The sequence below is a fragment of the Burkholderia sp. MR1-5-21 genome (assembly GCF_053427715.1).
On record NZ_JBSAXD010000007.1, the window covers coordinates 18,542 to 37,702 of the forward strand.

The 19,161-nt window shown below is 67.4% G+C and carries 18 protein-coding genes; 11 read left to right on the top strand and 7 right to left on the bottom strand.

Annotated features, from left to right (window positions below; translation table 11 throughout):
* Nucleotides 1-13: 13 nt before the first annotated feature.
* The 7 genes from murC to lpxC all read left to right on the top strand — a co-directional run bounded on the left by murC (nt 14) and on the right by lpxC (nt 7,549).
* Nucleotides 14-1,411: a UDP-N-acetylmuramate--L-alanine ligase gene (gene murC / locus ACV229_RS11705; RefSeq protein WP_448083296.1), complete on the top strand. Its 1,398-nt coding sequence runs from the start codon at nt 14-16 to the stop codon at nt 1,409-1,411.
* Between the two features lies 1 nt (nt 1,412).
* Nucleotides 1,413-2,354, top strand: a complete 942-nt coding sequence (locus tag ACV229_RS11710) for a D-alanine--D-alanine ligase (RefSeq protein ID WP_448083297.1) — start codon at nt 1,413-1,415, stop codon at nt 2,352-2,354.
* Nucleotides 2,355-2,374: 20 nt separating this feature from the next.
* Nucleotides 2,375-3,127: a cell division protein FtsQ/DivIB gene (locus ACV229_RS11715; protein ID WP_448083298.1), complete on the top strand. Its 753-nt coding sequence runs from the start codon at nt 2,375-2,377 to the stop codon at nt 3,125-3,127.
* A 26-nt stretch (nt 3,128-3,153) separates the two neighbouring features.
* A complete protein-coding gene (gene ftsA, locus ACV229_RS11720) occupies nt 3,154-4,386 on the top strand; it encodes a cell division protein FtsA (protein WP_124509643.1) in 1,233 nt (410 codons plus the stop codon).
* A gap of 112 nt (nt 4,387-4,498) precedes the next feature.
* Complete coding sequence (ftsZ, locus tag ACV229_RS11725; protein WP_448083299.1) at nt 4,499-5,698, top strand: cell division protein FtsZ; 1,200 nt, start codon at nt 4,499-4,501, stop codon at nt 5,696-5,698.
* A gap of 186 nt (nt 5,699-5,884) precedes the next feature.
* Nucleotides 5,885-6,391, top strand: coding sequence for a redoxin family protein (locus ACV229_RS11730; protein ID WP_448083300.1), 507 nt, complete (start codon nt 5,885-5,887; stop codon nt 6,389-6,391).
* A 240-nt stretch (nt 6,392-6,631) separates the two neighbouring features.
* Nucleotides 6,632-7,549, top strand: coding sequence for a UDP-3-O-acyl-N-acetylglucosamine deacetylase (lpxC, locus tag ACV229_RS11735; protein ID WP_448083301.1), 918 nt, complete (start codon nt 6,632-6,634; stop codon nt 7,547-7,549).
* 87 nt (nt 7,550-7,636) lie between these two features.
* On the opposite strand, the gene ACV229_RS11740 is transcribed toward lpxC, so the two are convergent.
* The gene (locus tag ACV229_RS11740) at nt 7,637-8,116 is read right to left on the bottom strand and encodes a DciA family protein (RefSeq protein WP_448083302.1); all 480 of its coding nucleotides are present in this window, start codon (nt 8,114-8,116) and stop codon (nt 7,637-7,639) included.
* A gap of 256 nt (nt 8,117-8,372) precedes the next feature.
* Here ACV229_RS11740 and secA point away from each other — a divergent pair, with 256 nt between their 5' ends.
* The 4 genes from secA (at nt 8,373) to ACV229_RS11760 (ending at nt 13,882) form a co-directional block, all read left to right on the top strand.
* A complete protein-coding gene (secA, locus tag ACV229_RS11745; protein WP_448083303.1) occupies nt 8,373-11,168 on the top strand; it encodes a preprotein translocase subunit SecA in 2,796 nt (931 codons plus the stop codon).
* A 143-nt stretch (nt 11,169-11,311) separates the two neighbouring features.
* The gene (gene argJ / locus ACV229_RS11750; RefSeq protein WP_448083304.1) at nt 11,312-12,553 is read left to right on the top strand and encodes a bifunctional glutamate N-acetyltransferase/amino-acid acetyltransferase ArgJ; all 1,242 of its coding nucleotides are present in this window, start codon (nt 11,312-11,314) and stop codon (nt 12,551-12,553) included.
* A 19-nt stretch (nt 12,554-12,572) separates the two neighbouring features.
* On the top strand, nt 12,573-13,442 hold the full coding sequence (locus ACV229_RS11755; protein ID WP_448083305.1) for an ATP-binding protein: 870 nt from the start codon (nt 12,573-12,575) through the stop codon (nt 13,440-13,442).
* Complete coding sequence (locus tag ACV229_RS11760; protein ID WP_448083306.1) at nt 13,439-13,882, top strand: NUDIX domain-containing protein; 444 nt, start codon at nt 13,439-13,441, stop codon at nt 13,880-13,882. Before ACV229_RS11755 ends, ACV229_RS11760 begins: the two co-directional genes overlap by 4 nt.
* 74 nt (nt 13,883-13,956) lie before the next feature.
* Here ACV229_RS11760 and ACV229_RS11765 read toward each other — a convergent pair whose 3' ends face one another.
* The 6 genes from ACV229_RS11765 to ACV229_RS11790 form a co-directional block, all read right to left on the bottom strand.
* Complete coding sequence (locus ACV229_RS11765; protein ID WP_448083307.1) at nt 13,957-14,157, bottom strand: DNA gyrase inhibitor YacG; 201 nt, start codon at nt 14,155-14,157, stop codon at nt 13,957-13,959.
* 28 nt (nt 14,158-14,185) lie between these two features.
* A complete protein-coding gene (gene zapD, locus ACV229_RS11770) occupies nt 14,186-14,941 on the bottom strand; it encodes a cell division protein ZapD (RefSeq protein ID WP_448083308.1) in 756 nt (251 codons plus the stop codon).
* Nucleotides 14,942-15,080: 139 nt separating this feature from the next.
* Nucleotides 15,081-15,689: a dephospho-CoA kinase gene (coaE, locus tag ACV229_RS11775; protein WP_448083309.1), complete on the bottom strand. Its 609-nt coding sequence runs from the start codon at nt 15,687-15,689 to the stop codon at nt 15,081-15,083.
* 63 nt (nt 15,690-15,752) lie between these two features.
* Nucleotides 15,753-16,646, bottom strand: a complete 894-nt coding sequence (locus tag ACV229_RS11780) for a prepilin peptidase (RefSeq protein ID WP_448083310.1) — start codon at nt 16,644-16,646, stop codon at nt 15,753-15,755.
* Between the two features lie 45 nt (nt 16,647-16,691).
* Entirely contained in the window at nt 16,692-17,903 is a 1,212-nt protein-coding gene (locus ACV229_RS11785) for a type II secretion system F family protein (RefSeq protein ID WP_448083311.1), read from the bottom strand.
* Complete coding sequence (locus ACV229_RS11790; protein WP_448083312.1) at nt 17,900-19,159, bottom strand: GspE/PulE family protein; 1,260 nt, start codon at nt 19,157-19,159, stop codon at nt 17,900-17,902. The genes ACV229_RS11785 and ACV229_RS11790 overlap by 4 nt, the downstream gene beginning before the upstream one ends.
* Nucleotides 19,160-19,161 lie beyond the last annotated feature (2 nt).

Genomic DNA, 19,161 nt, shown 5'->3' on the forward strand with positions numbered 1-19,161 from the left:
GGCGGAGGCTGACATGAAACACATCGTCAAACACATTCATTTCGTCGGGATCGGCGGCGCCGGCATGAGCGGCATCGCAGAAGTGCTCGTCAATCTCGGCTACCAGGTCAGCGGCTCGGACCTGTCGCGCAATGCGGTGACCGAGCGCCTCGAGGTGCTCGGCGCGCGGATCTCGATCGGCCATGACGCGGCAAACATCGAGGGCGCGAACGCGGTCGTCGTGTCGACGGCCGTGCGTTCGGACAACCCGGAAGTGCTGGCCGCGCGCGCGAAGCGCGTGCCGATCGTGCAGCGCGCGGTGATGCTCGCCGAGCTGATGCGCCTGAAGCAGGGGATCGCGATCGCCGGCACGCACGGCAAGACCACGACGACGAGCCTCGTCGCGAGCGTGCTCGCCGCGGGCGGCCTCGATCCGACCTTCGTGATCGGCGGGCGCCTGATCAGCGCCGGCGCGAACGCGCGGCTCGGCACGGGCGACTTCATCGTCGCCGAGGCCGACGAGTCGGATGCGTCGTTCCTGAATCTCTTTCCGGTGATCGAAGTCATCACGAACATCGATGCCGACCACATGGACACCTACGGCCACGACTTCGCGCGGCTCAAGCAGGCGTTCATCGAATTCACGCAGCGCCTGCCTTTCTACGGCAGCGCGGTCGTGTGCGTCGACGATCCGAACGTGCGGCAGATCATCCCGTTCATCTCGAAGCCGGTGGTGCGCTACGGGCTGTCGCCGGACGCGCAGGTGCGAGCGGAGAACATCGACGCGCGCGACGGCAGGATGCACTTCACGGTGATCCGCGACGGGCGCGAGCCGTTGCCGGTCGTGCTGAACCTGCCGGGCCTGCACAACGTGCAGAACGCGCTCGCGGCGATTGCGATCGCGACGGATCTCGGCGTGTCGGACGACGCGATCCAGCAGGCGCTCGCGGAGTTCAATGGCGTCGGCCGGCGCTTCCAGCGCTACGGCGAGGTGCCGGCGGCGGACGGCGGCAGCTATACGCTGATCGACGACTACGGCCATCACCCGGTCGAGATGGCGGCGACGGTCGCGGCTGCGCGCGGCGCGTTCCCGGGCCGCCGCCTCGTGCTGGCGTTCCAGCCGCACCGCTATACGCGCACGCGCGACTGCTTCGACGATTTCGTCAACGTGCTGTCGACGGTCGATGCGCTGGTGCTGACGGAGGTTTATGCGGCGGGCGAGGCGGTGATCGCGACCGCCAACGGCGACGCGCTGTCGCGTGCGCTGCGCGCGGCGGGCAAGGTGGACCCGGTGTTCGTCGCGACGGTCGACGACGTGCCGGATGCATTGGCGAAGGTCGCCCGCGACGGCGACGTGGTGATCACGATGGGCGCGGGTTCGATCGGCGGCGTGCCGGCGAAGGTCGTGCAAAACACGCAACAGAAGGGATGACATGAGCGGGATCGATCCGAAACGTTTCGGCAAGGTGGCGGTATTGCTCGGCGGTGTGTCCGCGGAGCGCGAGGTGTCGCTCAATTCGGGCCGGCTCGTGCTGCAGGGCCTGCGCGACGCGGGCGTCGACGCGCATCCGTTCGACCCGGCCGAGCGGCCGCTGGCGGCGCTGAAGGATGAAGGGTTCGTGCGCGCGTTCAACGCGCTGCACGGCGGTTATGGCGAGAACGGCCAGATCCAGGGCGCGCTCGATTTCTACGGGATCCGCTACACGGGCAGCGGCGTGCTCGGGTCGGCGCTCGGCCTCGACAAGTTCCGCACGAAGCTCGTGTGGCAGCAGACGGGCGTGCCGACGCCGCCGTTCGAGACGGTGCTGCGCGGCGACGATCTCGCCGCGCGCGCGGCCGAGATCGTCGCGAAGCTCGGCCTGCCGCTGTTCGTGAAGCCGGCGAGCGAGGGCTCGAGCGTTGCGGTGCTGAAGGTGAAGACGGCCGACGCGCTGCCGGCCGCGCTCGCGGAAGCCGCGACGCACGACAAGATCGTGATCGTCGAGAAGAGCATCGAGGGCGGCGGCGAATACACCGCATGCATCGCCGGCGACCTCGACCTGCCGCTGATCAAGATCGTCCCGGCAGGCGAGTTCTACGACTATCACGCGAAGTACATCGCGAACGACACGCAGTACCTGATTCCGTGCGGCCTGTCCACCGACAGGGAAGCAGAGCTGAAGCGCGTCGCGCGCCGCGCGTTCGACGTGCTCGGCTGCACCGACTGGGGCCGTGCGGATTTCATGCTCGATGCCGCAGGCAACGCGTATTTCCTCGAAGTGAACACGGCGCCCGGGATGACCGATCACTCGCTGCCGCCGAAGGCCGCGCGCGCGGTCGGCATCAGCTACACGGAGCTGGTGGTGAAGGTGCTGTCGCTCACGCTCAACGACTGAAGCAGGAACGGAAAGACGTCATGTGGAACAACGTTCGCCAACTCAACCTTGCCGCCAGCGCGCTGTACGCGCTGCTGCTGCTCGTGTTGGCGGCGGCCGGCTGCTACTGGCTGATCCAGCGTCCGGCGTTCGCGCTGCGCGAGATCCGGATCGACGGCGATACCGACCACATCAACGCGCCGACCGTGCGCGCGGGCGTGGTCGGACGGCTGAAGGGCAATTTCTTCACGGTCGACCTCGATACGGCGCGCGCGTCGTTCGAGCAGATGCCGTGGGTGCGCCACGCGAGTGTGCGCCGGGTGTGGCCGAATGCGCTGGCTGTCACGCTCGAGGAGTACAAACCGCTCGGGACGTGGGGCAGCAACCAGCTCGTGAGCGTCGACGGCGAGCTGTTCACCGCGAACCAGGGCGAACTCGACGAGGCGCTGCCCGCGTTCGACGGGCCGGAAGGCAGCGCGAAGGAAGTCGTCGCGCGGTATCGCGACTTCGCGAACTGGTTCGCGCCGCTGAAGGCGGCGCCGGAGGAAGTGACGCTGTCGGCGCGCTATGCGTGGACGGTGAAGCTGTCGAACGGGATGCAGGTCGAGCTGGGCAAGGAGCGCAACAGCGAATCGCTGCATGACCGGAGCCAGCGTCTCGTCGCCGCATGGCCGGCCGTCACGGAACGCTGGGGCAACGACATCGAGTACGCGGACCTGCGCTATCCGAACGGATTCGCGATTCGCGCGGCGGGCATGCGGTTCCTGACCGATACCGACAAGCGCAAGAAGTAACGAGAGATCACACGCAAGAGCACTTTATGAGCAAAGACTACAAAGATCTGCTGGTTTCCCTCGACATCGGCACGTCGAAGGTGGTGGCCGTCGTCGCGGAGCTGAAGGGCGAAGGCCACTACGAGGTGATCGGTCTCGGCCAGAGCGAATCGAAAGGTCTGAAGAAGGGGGTGGTGGTCAACATCGAGGCCACCGTGCAGTCGATCCAGCGCGCGCTCGAGGAAGCCGAGCTGATGGCCGACTGCAAGATCACCAACGTGTTCACGGGGATCGCCGGCAGCCACATCCGCAGCTTCAACTCGAGCGGGATGGTCGCGATCAAGGACAAGGAGGTCACGCAGACCGACGTCGCGCGCGTGATCGAGACCGCGAAGGCGATCAACATCCCGACCGACCAGCAGGTGCTGCACATCCTCACGCAGGAATTCATCATCGACGGCCAGGAAGACGTGCGCGAGCCGATCGGCATGAGCGGCATCCGCCTCGAGGTGAAGGTGCACATCGTGACGGGCGCGGTGAGCGCCGCGCAGAACATCGTCAAGTGCGTGCGCCGCTGCGGGCTGGAAGTGAACGACCTGATCCTGCAGCCGCTTGCGTCGTCGCTCGCGGTGCTGACCGAGGACGAGAAGGATCTCGGCGTGGTGCTCGTCGACGTCGGCGGCGGCACGACCGACATCGCGATCTTCGCCGAAGGCGCGATCCGCCACACCGCGGTGATCCCGATCGCCGGCGACCAGATCACGAGCGACATCGCGATGGCGCTGCGCACGCCGACGCCGGATGCGGAAGACATCAAGGTCGGCTACGGCATCGCGAAGCAGGCGCTCGCCGATCCGGACGAGATGGTCGAAGTGCCGGGCCTCGGCGAACGCGGCCCGCGCACGCTGTCGCGCCAGGCGCTCGCGGCGGTGATCGAGCCGCGCGTCGAGGAGCTGTTCTCGCTCGTGCAGCAGGTCGTGCGCGAGTCGGGCTACGAAGAACTGCTGAGCTCCGGCGTGGTCATTACCGGCGGCGCGGCGATGATGCCGGGCATGGTCGAGCTCGGCGAAGACATTTTCCTGAAACCGGTGCGCATCGGCGCGCCGGAGTATGCGGGCGGCCTCGCCGACGTCGTGCGCAATCCGCGCTATTCGACGGCGATGGGCCTGCTGGTGGAAGGCAGCGCTCAGCGCATGCGCGGCCGCAAGGTCGCCGTGCAGTCCGGCAACGCGGGGCAGATCTTCTCGCGGATGAAGGAATGGTTCCTGAGCAACTTCTGACGAACCGAATCGGAATTCGCGCCGGTGCCGGCGGCTGGCGCGCGACAGGGGGTTGCCCGATCTCCTGCCGAATAACGGCCGAGTAGCAGTAATTTTCTTGACGGAGGCAACAATGGAATTCCAAATGCTGGAAACCGAAACCAACGGCACCATCATCAAGGTGGTGGGCGTTGGCGGCGCTGGCGGCAATGCCGTGCAGCACATGATCAACCGCGGCGTGCAGGGCGTCGACTTCATCGTGATGAACACGGACGCGCAGGCGCTGTCGCGTTCGCGCGCAACGTCGGTGATCCAGCTCGGCAACACGGGCCTCGGCGCCGGCGCGAAGCCGGAAATGGGCCGTGCGGCCGCCGAAGAGGCGCGTGAGCGCATCGCCGACGCGCTGCGCGGCGCGCACATGGTGTTCATCACGGCCGGCATGGGCGGTGGCACCGGCACGGGCGCGGCACCGGTCGTCGCGCAGATCGCGAAGGAGATGGGCATTCTGACGGTCGGTGTCGTCAGCAAGCCGTTCGAGTTCGAAGGCGGCAAGCGGATGCGTGTCGCGGAAGCCGGTTCGCAGCAGCTGGAGGATCACGTCGACTCGCTGATCGTCGTGCTGAACGACAAGCTGTTCGACGTGATGGGCGATGACGCCGAGATGGACAAGTGCTTCCAGTGCGCGGACGACGTCCTGAACAACGCCGTGGCCGGCATCGCGGAAATCATCAACGTCGATGGCCTCGTGAACGTCGACTTCGAAGACGTGAAGACGGTGATGGGCGAGCAGGGCAAGGCGATGATGGGCACGGCGACGGTCGCCGGCGTCGATCGCGCGCGCCTCGCGGCGGAACAGGCCGTGGCGAGCCCGCTGCTCGAAGGCGTCGACCTGTCGGGCGCGCGCGGCGTGCTGGTCAACATCACGTCGAGCCGCTCGCTGCGCCTGTCGGAAACGCGCGAAGTGATGAACACGATCAAGAGCTACGCGGCGGAAGACGCAACGGTGATCTTCGGCGCGGTGTACGACGATGCGATGGGCGACGCGCTGCGCGTGACGGTCGTCGCGACGGGCCTCGGCCGTGCGGCGAAGAAGCAGCAGTCGGCACCGATGACGCTGCTGCGTACCGGCACGGACAACCAGCCGATCAACGCGGTCTCGCACAACAGCTACGCACCGGCGCATCACGTGAGCACGGCCGACTACGGCGCGCTCGACACGCCGGCCGTGTGGCGCAACTCGCGCGAAACCGCGGCATCGCACGTGCAGGCGCTGCAGGAGAAGGGTGTCGACACGTACGACATCCCGGCTTTCCTGCGCAAGCAGGCTGACTGACGCACACCGGCGCTGCCGCGGCGGGGTCGCCGCGGTGAAGCCGTGTGAGACGGATGCTACGGACCATGACAGGCCGCGTCGGCTGCGACGCCGGGCCGGGAAATGTGCCCTCTTCGCTTCGGCGAGGCGGGATGGGCCGTGCTGTCCGTGTGACACGCGAAACCGTATCGCTATGAGGGACCAGGCATGATTCAAGTGGGCGACGCGCTGCCCGACGCGCAACTGTTCGAGTTCATCGACGACGCGCGAGACGGCTGTACGCTGGGGCCGAACGCCCGCAGCGTGCGCGAGCAGACGGCGGGCAAGCGGGTGGTGGTCTTCGGATTGCCCGGCGCTTTCACGCCGACCTGTTCGGCGCAACATGTGCCGGGCTATGTCGAGCACGCCGACGCATTGCGCGCGGCCGGCATCGACGAGATCTGGTGCGTGTCCGTCAACGACGCATTCGTGATGGGCGCTTGGGGACGTGATCTGCACACCGCGGGCAAGGTGCGCATGATGGCGGACGGCAGCGCGGCTTTCACTCATGCGCTGGGGCTGACGCAGGATTTGTCCGCGCGTGGCATGGGGATTCGCTCCCTGCGCTACGCGATGGTGGTCGACGACGGTGTGGTCAAGACGCTGGCCGTCGAAGCGCCGGGCAAGTTCGAAGTGAGCGATGCGGCGAGTGTGCTGGCAATGTTGAAGTCCTGATTGCGCGGTGCGCCGTTGCCCGAGGGCAACGTTGCGCCGCGGCCGCAGGGCAGTTGTAACACGGGCTGATGACCGGAAACGCCTCCGTTCCGGGCATCGGCCCGTCCCGTATCGGCGCGGGTAAACGGCCGAAACAGTTTGATACGCAGTTTCAAACAGCGTTGAATAGGGAATTACGCTATAATCTCACCTATCGAATATAACTCCTGATTGAAATCTTCAATCAAGACGAAGAACACCATGCTGAAGCAGCGCACCATCAAATCGATCGTGAAGACCGTGGGTATCGGTCTCCACTCCGGCCGCAAGATCGAACTGACGCTCCGTCCCGCCGCGCCGGGCACGGGCATCGTCTTCTCGCGCGTCGACCTGCCCACCCCCGTCGACATTCCCGCCTCGGCCATGTCGATCGGCGACACGCGGCTCGCGTCGGTGCTGCAGAAGGATGGCGTCCGCGTGTCGACCGTCGAGCACCTGATGTCGGCGTGTGCCGGCCTCGGCATCGACAATCTCTATGTCGACGTGACGGCCGAGGAAATCCCGATCATGGACGGCAGCGCGGCGACCTTCGTGTTCCTGATCCAGTCCGCCGGCATCGAGGAGCAGAACGCGCCGAAGCGCTTCATCAAGGTGAAGAAGCCGGTCGAAATCCGCGACGGCGACAAGTTCGCGCGCCTCGATCCGTACTTCGGCTTCAAGCTGAAGTTCTCGATCGACTTCCGCCACCCGGCCGTCGACAAGACGGGCCAGGAACTCGAGGTCGATTTCGCGAACACGTCGTACGTGCGCGAGATCGCGCGCGCGCGCACGTTCGGCTTCGCGCACGAAGCCGAGATGCTGCGCGAGATGGGCCTCGCGCGCGGCGGCAGCATGGACAACGCGATCGTGCTCGACGAGTACCGCATCCTGAACAACGACGGGCTGCGCTTCGACGACGAGTTCGTGAAGCACAAGATGCTCGACGCGATCGGCGACCTGTACGTGATTGGCCATCCGCTGCTGGCGTCGTACACCGCGTACAAGTCGGGGCACGGGCTGAACAACGCGCTGCTGCGTGAACTGCTCGCGCACGAGGACGCCTACGAGATCGTCACGTTCGACGATCCGCAGACCGCGCCGAGCGGTTTCGCGTTCGATACGCAGACGGCATTCGCGTGAGCGACGCGCGTTCGACGCGCTGATGGTTCATGAAAAAAGCGGCCTTCGGGCCGCTTTTTTCGTTGATGCCGGGTGGCGCGCGCGGGGTCAGCGTGGCGTCTTGCCGCCATGCCGGGCCGCCATCCGTGCAAGCGCCGCCTGCAGCGGTGACGGCGCGAGATGGTCGGCCAGGTCGCGCAGCGCGGCCGCGCCCGCAGGCGTCATCCGCGCCTGCTTCACGGGCGGCGGCTCCGGCGCGTCCTTCGGGCGCACGCGCACGCGCAGCGTCGCAACCGGCCAGCCGCGCCGCTGGAGATCCGCGAGCAGCCGCGGTTCGACCTGCCGCAGCCGCGCGGCCAGCGCGTTGTGCGCAGCAAAGAGGGTCAGGGTGCCGTCCTTGATGAAGCCCGGTTCGATGTGACTCGCGAGATAGTCGGGCAACAGTGCGGCGAGGTCGCGCTGCAGCGCGGCGACCTGCTCCACGCCTGCACGCAGTGCCGTAAACGCGTCGGTGTGCTTGAGCAGTTCCGACACGGGTTGCGGGCGATGCGCGGCGAGCGGGCCGAAACGCTTGGAAAATCGGTTCATCGAGGCATTCTTCAGGCGCGCGGGCACGCGGACGTTGACGCCGATTGTACCCGCGGCGGCGCGCGTGCGCCGTGCTTTCGCGCCGCTGGCCCGGTGGCCGGGGCGCGTCGGCCGTCAAGCCATGACACGGGCGCATGCTCCCCCGCGTGCTAAAATTCGATGTTTGAATTCACTCATACGCTAAGCCGCCGAGGCTCGGGTGTCGGGGCGCGCAACTCGCGCCGGGCGCCGGTGCTGCGACGCAGGATCCGATCCGATGACAAACGGTTTTCTCCAGAAAATTTTTGGCAGCCGCAACCAGCGGCTCGTCAAGCAATATCAAAAGACCGTCGCGGCGATCAATGCGCTCGAAACGCAGATCGAGCAGCTGACGGACGACCAGTTGCGCGGCAAGACGGACGAGTTCCGCCAGCGAATTGCAGCCGGCGAGTCGCTCGACAAACTGCTGCCCGAGGCGTTTGCGGTCTGCCGCGAGGCGAGCCGCCGGGTGCTGAAGATGCGCCACTTCGACGTGCAGCTGATCGGCGGCATGGTGCTCCATTACGGCAAGATCGCCGAAATGCGCACCGGCGAAGGCAAGACGCTCGTCGCGACGCTGCCCGTGTACCTGAATGCGCTGTCGGGCCGCGGCGTGCACGTCGTGACGGTCAACGACTACCTCGCGCAGCGCGACGCCGAGTGGATGGCGCGCCTCTACAACTTCCTCGGGCTGTCGGTCGGCATCAACCTGTCCGGCATGGAGCACGAGCAGAAGCAGCAGGCGTACGCGTCGGACATCACGTATGGCACGAACAACGAGTTCGGCTTCGACTACCTGCGCGACAACATGGTCTACGAGACCGGCGCGCGCGTGCAGCGTTCGCTCAATTTCTCGGTGGTCGACGAGGTCGACTCGATCCTGATCGACGAAGCGCGTACGCCGCTGATCATCTCGGGCCAGGCCGAGGACCACACCGAGCTGTACGTGCGGATGAACGCGCTGCCGCCGCTGCTCGAGCGCCAGATCGGCGAAGAGAAGGCCGACGGCACGGGCGTCGAGAAGCCGGGCGACTATACGCTCGACGAGAAGGGGCGCCAGGTGTTCCTGACGGAATCGGGCCACGAGAAGGCCGAGCGCCTGCTCTCCGAGTGGGGCCTGATCGGCGACGGCGAGAGCCTGTACGCACCGCAGAACATCACGCTGATGCACCACGTGTACGCGGCGCTGCGCGCGCACACGCTGTTCCATCTCGACCAGCACTACGTCGTGCAGAACGGCGAAGTGGTCATCGTCGACGAATTCACGGGCCGCCTGATGGCGGGCCGCCGCTGGTCCGACGGCCTGCACCAGGCGGTCGAGGCGAAGGAGCACGTGAAGATCCAGAGCGAGAACCAGACGCTCGCGTCGATCACGTTTCAGAACTACTTCCGGATGTACGCGAAGCTGTCGGGCATGACCGGCACCGCGGACACCGAAGCGTACGAATTCAACGAGATCTACGGTCTCGAGACGGTCGTGATCCCGACCAACCGTCCGCCGAAGCGGATCGACAAGCAGGATCAGATCTACAAGACCGCGAAGGAACGCTACGACGCGGTGATCCGCGACATTCGCGACTGCTACGAGCGCGGCCAGCCGGTGCTCGTCGGCACGACGTCGATCGAGAACTCCGAGCTGCTGTCTCACCTGCTGAAGCAGGCGGGGCTGCCGCACGAGGTGCTGAACGCGAAGCAGCACGCGCGTGAAGCGGCGATCGTCGCCGAAGCAGGCCGTCCGAAGCGCATCACGATCGCGACCAACATGGCGGGCCGCGGTACCGACATCGTGCTCGGCGGCAACGCCGAGAAGCAGGCTGCATTCCTCGAGGCCGACGAGTCGGTCCCGGCGGACGAAAAAGCGCGCCGCATCCAGCAGCTCCACGACGAATGGGAGCCGCTGCACGAGCAGGTGAAGGCCGCGGGCGGCCTGCACATCATCGGCACCGAGCGCCACGAGTCGCGCCGGATCGACAACCAGCTCCGCGGCCGTGCGGGCCGCCAGGGCGACCCGGGTTCGTCGCGCTTCTACCTGTCGCTCGACGATCCGCTGCTGCGCATCTTCGCCGGCGACCGCGTGCGCTCGATCATGGATCGCCTGAAGATGCCGGAAGGCGAGGCGATCGAGGCCGGCATCGTCACGCGCTCGATCGAATCCGCGCAGCGCAAGGTCGAGGCCCGCAACTTCGACATCCGCAAGCAGCTGCTCGAGTACGACGACGTCGCGAACGACCAGCGCAAGGTCATCTACCAGCAGCGCAACGAGCTGCTCGAAGCGCACGACATCACCGAGACCATCACCGCGATGCGTCACGGCGTGATCAGCGACGTCGTTCGCCAGTTCGTGCCGGCGGCCAGCATCGAAGAGCAGTGGGACGTCCCCGAGCTCGAGGAAGCGCTGCGCAATGACTGGCAGCTCGATCTCGCGATCCAGGAAATGGTGAACGAGTCGACGTCGATCACGGCCGACGAGATTCTCGAAGCGGTGACGACCGCGGCCGACGAGCAATACGAGTCGAAGGTCGCGCTGGTCGGCCGCGAATCGTTCAGCGCGTTCGAGCGCTCGGTGATGCTGCAGGCGGTCGACCGCCTGTGGCGTGAGCACCTCGCGGCGCTCGACCACCTGCGCCAGGGCATCCACCTGCGCGGCTATGCGCAGAAGAACCCGAAGCAGGAGTACAAGCGCGAGGCGTTCGAGCTGTTCGCCGCGATGCTCGAGGCGATCAAGCAGGAAGTCACGCGGATCGTAATGAACGTCCAGATCCAGTCGCCGGAGCAGCTCGAGGAAGCGGCCGAGCAGATCGAGGAGCGCGGCAGCGGCAATCTCGAGAACGTCGCGTACCAGCATGCCGAGTTTGCGGAAGCCGGTGCGCCGGTGGCCGGCGGCGCGGCGGTCGCGGCTGCGACGGCCGAGATGGTCGGCAGCGCGATGACGCATAGCGGCCCCGGCGGCGAGATGCCGAAGGTCGGCCGCAACGATCCGTGCCCGTGCGGCAGCGGCAAGAAGTACAAGCACTGTCACGGCAAGTTGTCGTGATCGAAAGCGGCGCGCGATGAGCGCGCCGCGTCGTTTGCAGCGTTGATTTGTGTGGTGATTAGCGGCGGCCTGCGTGTGCGGCCGCCGGTTCGTTCAATCGATGCCGGCGCGCGCCGGCATTTTCCTTCCGGCAGGTGTTCCACATGGCTGTCAATTTCCCGTCGATCGATCCCGCCCAACTGCATCCCGTCGCCGGCGTCACGCTGGGCTGGGCCGAGGCGAACATTCGCAAGCCGAACCGCAAGGACGTGCTGGTCATTTCCGTCGAGGAAGGCGCGACGGTCGCCGGCGTATTCACCGAGAACCGCTTCTGCGCGGCGCCCGTGACCGTGTGCCGCGAGCATCTGGCGAAGGTGCGCGCGGGCGGCGCGGGCATTCGCGCGCTCGTCGTGAATACCGGCAACGCGAACGCGGGCACCGGCGAGCCGGGCCTCGCGCACGCGCGTGAGACCTGCGCGGCGCTCGCGCGCCTCGCGGGCGTCGAGGCGTCGCAGGTGCTGCCGTTCTCGACCGGCGTGATCCTCGAGCCGCTGCCGATCGACCGCCTGAAGGCCGGCCTGCCGGCGGCGCTCGCGAACCGCCAGGCCGCGCACTGGTACGACGCGGCACAGGCGATCATGACGACCGACACGCTGCCGAAGGCGACGTCGCGGCAGGTGACGATCGACGGCCACACGGTCACGCTGACCGGCATCAGCAAGGGCGCGGGCATGATCAAGCCGAACATGGCGACGATGCTCGGTTTCCTCGCGTTCGACGCGAACGTCGCGCAGCCGGTGCTCGACACGCTCGTGAAGGAAGTCGCGGACCGCTCGTTCAACTGCATCACGATCGACGGCGACACGTCGACGAACGACTCGTTCATGCTGATCGCGTCCGGCAAGAGCACGCTGCCGGCGATCACGTCGACCGATTCGCCCGCGTACGCGGCGCTGCGCGACGCGGTGACCGAAGTCGCGCAGGTGCTGTCGCAGCTGATCGTGCGCGATGGCGAAGGCGCGACGAAATTCATGACGGTGCAGGTCGAGGGCGGCCGCAATGTCGCGGAATGCCGCCAGATCGCGTACGCGATCGGCCACTCGCCGCTCGTGAAGACCGCGTTCTACGCGTCGGACCCGAACCTCGGCCGCATTCTCGCGGCGATCGGCTATGCGGGCGTCGGCGATCTCGACGTCGGCAAGATCGACCTGTATCTCGACGACGTGCTGGTCGCGAAGGCGGGCGGGCGCAACCCGGCCTACCAGGAAGAGGACGGCCAGCGCGTGATGAAGAACAGCGAGATCACGATCCGCGTGCTGCTCGGCCGCGGCGACGCGCAGGCGACGATCTGGACGTGCGACCTGTCGCACGATTATGTGAGCATCAACGCGGACTACCGCTCCTGATCGGGGGCGGTCGACCATCATGGACAAGCTCGAACAGTTTCTGACGCGCGCGGAAGCGCTGCTCGGCCGTCTCGAGGCGACGCTGCCGCCGGCGCCGGCAGCCGTCGACTGGAACGCCGCGCATGCGTTCCGCTGGCGCAAGCGCCAGGGGCGCGGTTATCTGCAGCCGGTGCCGGCCGCATCGACGATCACGCTCGCCGACCTGCACAACATCGATCGCCAGAAGGGCCTGATCGAGCAAAACACGCGGCAGTTCGTGCAGCAGAAGCCGGCCAACAACGTGTTGCTGACGGGCGCGCGCGGCACCGGCAAGTCGTCGCTGATCAAGGCGTGCCTGAACGCGTACGCGAAGGACGGGCTGCGACTGATCGAAGTCGACAAGGACGACCTGCACGATCTCGGCGATATCGTCGATCTGATCGCGCAGCGCCCCGAGCGCTTCATCGTGTTCTGCGACGACCTGTCGTTCGAGGAAGGCGAGTCGGGCTACAAGGCGCTGAAGGTCGCGCTCGACGGCTCGGTCGCTGCGCAATCGGACAACGTGCTGATCTACGCGACGTCGAATCGCCGCCATCTGCTGCCCGAGTACATGAGCGACAACGAGACGTACAAGCACCTGCCGGACGGCGAGATCCATCCCGGCGAAGTGGTCGAGGAGAAGATTTCGCTGTCCGAGCGCTTCGGCCTGTGGGTCAGCTTCTATCCGTTCAAGCAGGACGATTACCTCGGGATCGTCGCGCACTGGCTGCACCACTTCGGCTGCGACGACGCCGAGATCGAAACGGCGCGCGGCGATGCGCTCGTCTGGGCGCTCGAGCGCGGTTCGCGCTCGGGACGCGTCGCGTGGCAGTTCGCGCGCGACTGGTCGGGCCGCAAGGAGCAGGCATGAGCACGGATATCGCGCGGGACGCCGTGCGCGCGCCCGACGGCCGGAAGGTGACCGAAGTCGCGGTCGGCATCATGGTGCAGCCGGACGGCCGGTATCTGCTCGCGCAGCGCCTGCTGGGCAAGCCGTACGAAGGCTACTGGGAGTTTCCGGGCGGCAAGCTGGAGGCCGGGGAAAGCGTGGAGGACGCGCTCGCGCGCGAACTCCACGAGGAACTCGGCATCGTCGTCACGGCCTGCCATCGCTGGCACACGCTCGAGCACGATTATCCGCACGCGTATGTGCGGCTCTACTTCTGCAAGGTGACGGGATGGACGGGCGAGCCGCACAGCAAGGAAGGGCAGGCGTTCGTCTGGCAGCACCTGCCGGTCGACGTTGCGCCGCTGTTGCCTGCGGCGCTGCCGATCCTGGAACTGCTTGCAAAGGACGAAGCGCAACGCTGACGTCCGTGGCTCGCCCGCATCGGCGGGCCCGAATCGCGATCGCGTGATCGCGCGAACGGCCGGGACGGAACCGCTCAGCTGTTGCGTTTTCCGTCCGTGCCGTCTTCTTCGGACAACGGGGCGTCGTCCGAATTGCCGCCGATCCGATACTTTTCAGCAGCCCATGCGCCGAGATCGAGCTGCTTGCAGCGAGCCGAACAGAAGGGACGGAAGCGATTTTCAGGCGTCCAGCGCACTTCGGCGCCGCACGACGGACATTTCACAACGGTAGTCATACGAAAGCGTCGATCCGGCACTTGGCCGTTACAGATTGCACAGGGTCAGGTGGAACGGTACATCGATGTCCACCGCGCGTGGCCGCACGTCGCCGTCCTGCATCGTGAAGCGCACCCACAGCATGTACTTGTTCGCACTGGCTTCCGGAATCACGCGCAGCTCCGGCGCCACGCGCACCTGCATCAGTTGATAGCTCCGGCCGGACAGCATCTGCTGATAGCTGCCCTGCATCGCCATCACCTTCGACGCCTGGCCCGATTCGCGTGCGAGGCGCAGCACGATTGCCGCAGCGTCGCGCAGCGGCAGCAGCGGCATGATCCACTTCGCGATGTCCTGACGCCGCTGTTCGGCGGGCCATTGCTGCCATGCGTAGTACGACGGCAGGTCGAATTTGCACGTGCCGCCGGGAATGACCGCGCGGCTGCGGATGCTGGCAAGCCATTCGTTGTCGACCAGATGCTGGCCGGTCTTGCCTTGCATTTGCGCGAGATTCGCGAGGGTCTGCTCGATTTCGCCGAGCACGGCTTCCAGTGCGTTCTGTTCGATGCCGGGATTGCCGCGAAACGGCGCGAGTGTCTGACGCTGACGTTCGAGCTCCTTCATCAGCTCCGATTTCAGGTCGGCGCGGCCCGTTACTTCGGCGATCTCGAACAGCGTCGTCAGCGCGATGTGATGTTCCCGCGGGTCCTCTTGAGCCAAAAAGAACACAAAGCGCTCGAACAGGTCTTCGAGGCGCAACAGCGTGCGAATTCGCTCATTGAACGGATACTCGTAAAGAATCAAGCGCGCTCGCCTCTCGCGTGGGGATTGAAACAATGCAGGACATTCTAATGCGCACTGTCTACCCTGGCCAAGCGCCAATTTCGTGCGCCCTCACACGGTCGCGCGCGGGCCGCGCGTGCGCGGCGCGGCGATGCGGCGATCATTTTTCCTCTGACGAGTACGCGAGATAGCGCTGGTGCAGCGCATCGACCTGCGCGGCGAGCGTATCGGGCGTCGTCGCATCGTTGACGATCACGTCGTCGGCAGCGGCGAGACGTGCGTCGCGCGTCGCCTGCCGCGCGACGATCGCCTCGACCTGTTCGTGTGTGAAGCCATTGCGGCGCATCACGCGCGCGATCTGGGTCTCGACATCGCAATCGACGACGAGCACGCGATCGACGCGCGCCTTCCAGTTGCCGGACTCGACGAGGAGCGGTACGACATACATCACGTACGCACCTCGTGCGTCGCGGCCTTCGCGGTCGGTCTCCTCACGGATCAGCGGATGCGTAATCGCCTCGAGCCGCCTCCGTGCCGCGTCGTCGCTGAAGATCAGTGTGCGCATCTTCGCGCGGTCGAGCGAGCCGTCCGCTGCGACGAATTCGGCGCCGAATGCCTGCTCGATCGCCGGCATCGCGAGCCCGCCGGGTGCGGTGATGCGATGGGCGATCAGGTCGGTGTCGACGATCGACGCGCCGCGGGCCGCGAACAGATCCGCGACGGTGGTCTTGCCGCTGCCGATCCCGCCGGTGAGTCCTACTGCAAACATGTCAGCCTCCGCCGGGCCGCCCCACGGGGGCAGCGAACATGGTAAGCGTGGGGGTGCCTCATTTCAGCCCCCGAGCGCCGAATAGAAAGGGGTGCCGAAAAACAGCGTCGCGGCGCCGCCTGCGGCGAGAAACGGGCCGAACGGAATCGGCTCCTCGAAACGCATGCGGCCGCGCCACGTCGCGACGAGGCCGACGATCGCGCCCGTCACCGCGGCGAACAGCACCACCTGCGGCAGCGCGGCCCAGCCCATCCATGCACCGAGGGCGCCGAGCAGCTTCAGATCACCGAAGCCGATGCCCTCGATGCCGCGCAACCACCTGAACAGCCAGTAGATCGACCACAGGAACAGGTAGCCGGCCATCGCGCCGATGACGGCGGCGCGCAGCGACGTGAACGTGCCGCCGAGATTCAGCGCGAGCCCGGCCCAGAGCAGCGGCAGCGTCATCGAGTCGGGCAGGTAGCCGGTCCGGATGTCGATTGCACTCATCGCGAGCAGCGCGGCGCACAGGCCGAACGCGGCGAGCGCGGCGACGGTCGGCCCGAATGCGGCGAGCGAGGCGGCGGCAAGCAGCGCGCCAGCCAGTTCGATCAGCGGGTAGCGTATGCCGATCGCGTGGCCGCACCGCCGGCAGCGTCCGCGCTGCAGCAGGTAGCTGACGAGCGGGATGTTTTCCCACGCGCGCAGCACGTGGCCGCAATGCGGGCACGCGCTGCGCGGATGCCACAGATCGTAGCGCGGCGGATAGCCGTCGTCGGGCTCCGCGTGCGTGCCCGTGGCCTCGGCGATTTCCGCGCGCCATGCGCGCTCCATCATCACGGGCAGCCGGTGAACGACGACGTTGATGAAGCTGCCGATGCACAGGCCGAACACGACGGCGAACGCGTACTGCGCGGCAGGCGGCAGCGTCGCCAGCACGGGCAGGGCGGGGGCAGCGAACAGAGGCATGGGCGTCATGGGGCGGGGTGATCGGGCTAAAAGGCGACAGATTCGGTTGCGATGCTACACCACGTTGCCGAGCTGAAGGATGGGCAGGTACATCGCGACGACCAGACTGCCCACCAGCGCGCCCAGCACGATCACGATCAGCGGCTCGCCGAGCGCGGCGATCGTATCGAGATGCGCATCGAGCTGACGTTCGCACAGCGCGGCGATGTCGGCGAGCATCGTGTCGAGCGCGCCGGTTTCTTCCGCGACCGCGATCGGCTGGACGACGTCGTCCGGAAAGCAGGCGGCCGCCTGCATCGCGTCGGCAAGACGCGCGCCGTGCAGCACGCGCGCAGCGATGTGCGCGGTGGCCTGCTCGTACACGGGATGGCCGGCCGTGCGTTCGAGCGTCGCGAACGCATCGGCGAGCGGCACGCCCGCGCCGAGCAGTGTCGCAAGCGACCGGCACCATCGCGCGGCGGCGAACCGGCTCAGCGCGCTGCCGACGAGCGGCATGCGCAACATCGCGCGGGCAAGCGCGAAACGCGCGGCGGGCAGGCGACGGATCGCGTGCCGGGCGGCGATGCCCGCCACGGCGGCGCCGGCCAGCAGCGGGAGGCCCCACGTCGATGTGGCGGACGCGAGCGCGAGCAGCATGCGCGTCGGTGCCGGCAGCGCGGCGCCGAATCCGTCGAAGATCTGCCGGAACGTCGGCACGACCCACAGCATCAGCGCGATCGTGATCGCGAGCGCGAACACGATGACCGCGACCGGATACGCGAGTGCGGCACGCAGCTTGCGACGCTGCGCATCGGCGCGCTCGCGGTGGTCCGCGACGCGCGTCAGCACCGTGCCGAGTGCACCGGACGTCTCGCCGACCTCGATCAGCTGGCAATACAGCGAACCGAACTGCGACGGATAACGGGCGAGCGCCGTGGCGAAGCGCCGACCGTCGACGATCTGGCGCGCAAGGCCGGCCGCGATGCGCGGCATGCCGTCCGGTCCGCCGGTGCGCGCGAGCATCTCCAGCGACGGGGCGAGCGGCAGGCCGGCCTGCAGCAAGCTGGCGAGCTGACGCGTGAAGCGCGTGATATCGCGACCGCGGGCGTTCGGCGGCCGGGCCGTGCCGCGTGCGTCGAGCGACAGCACGGTGATGCCGTTGCGCGCGAGGCGCGCGCGTGCACCGGCTGCGTCGAACGCGATGACGGTTCCGCGACGCGGCGTGCCGTCCCGGCGGCGGCCGCGCCAGGCGAAGCGGGTTTCCCGCGGCGGCGCTGCCGCACTCATGCGTCGGGTGTCATCGCGCACGCTTCCGCGAGACTCGTCGTGCCGTCCTGCACGCGGGCGAGTGCGGCGGCGCGCAGCGTGCGCACGCCTTCGCTTGCGGCGTGCCGGGCGAGCTGGCCGACGCTCGCGCGCGCGACGATCCGTTCCGCCAGCCCGGGCGAAACCGGCATCGTCTGGTGCACGCCGATACGGCCGCGGTAGCCGATGCCGTGACAGGCGGCGCAGCCGCGCGCAACGAACGGCCGCCATCCCGACACCAGCGCCGACGGATCGCAGCCGGCTTCGCGCAACAGGCGCGCCGGCGCGTCCGAAGGCGTGCGGCAGTCTGCACACAGGCGGCGCACGAGGCGCTGCGCGGTGACGAGGCGCAACGCCGCTGCGAGGTTGTACGGCGCGACGCCGATGTCGAGCAGCCGTGCGACGGCGGCGGGTGCGTCATTGGTATGCAGCGTCGACAGGACGAGGTGTCCGGTCTGCGCCGCCTTGATCGCGACGTCGGCCGTTTCCGCGTCGCGGATCTCGCCGACCATGATGACGTCCGGATCCTGCCGCAACAGTGCGCGCAGCGCGGTGGCGAAAGTCAGCCCGGCCTTCTCGGCGACACCGACCTGATTGATGCCGTCGAGCTGGATCTCGGCCGGATCCTCGACCGTGCAGACGTTGTCCGCGTCGCGGTCGAGCATCTGCAGCGCGCAATACAGCGACAGCGTCTTGCCGCTGCCGGTCGGCCCGGTAACGAGCACGAGGCCGTGCGGCGCGCGGATCGCCGCCTCCATCGCAGCGGCCTGTTGCGCGTCGAAGCCGAGGCTGGCGAGCGTGAGATCCGGCGGCAGCGTTTCGAGACGGCGCAGCACGAGCTTTTCGCCGAACAGCGTGGGAAGCGTGCTGACCCGGTAGTCGCCGCGTTCGCCGTCGGTCAGCGCGATGCGCAGCCGGCCGTCCTGCGGGAGACGGCGCTCGGCGATGTCCATGCGCGCGAGCACCTTGATGCGGGTAACGAACGCGTCGCGCAGGTGCGCGGGCGGCCGCGCCCGTTCATGCAGCACGCCGTCGACGCGCAGGCGGATCCGCCAGCCGGTTTCGAATGGTTCGATGTGGATGTCGGACGCCACGCGCGTGCTCGCGGCGCGTAGCGTATCCGTCAGGAGCCGCGCGGCGGGGGCGTCGTCGAGCTGGGCCGCATCGAGCGGGCGAGGGCCGGTGGACGGCGCAGGGTCGGGGATGGCGGGCATCCCGCCGGAAGGGGTGAAGAGCATGA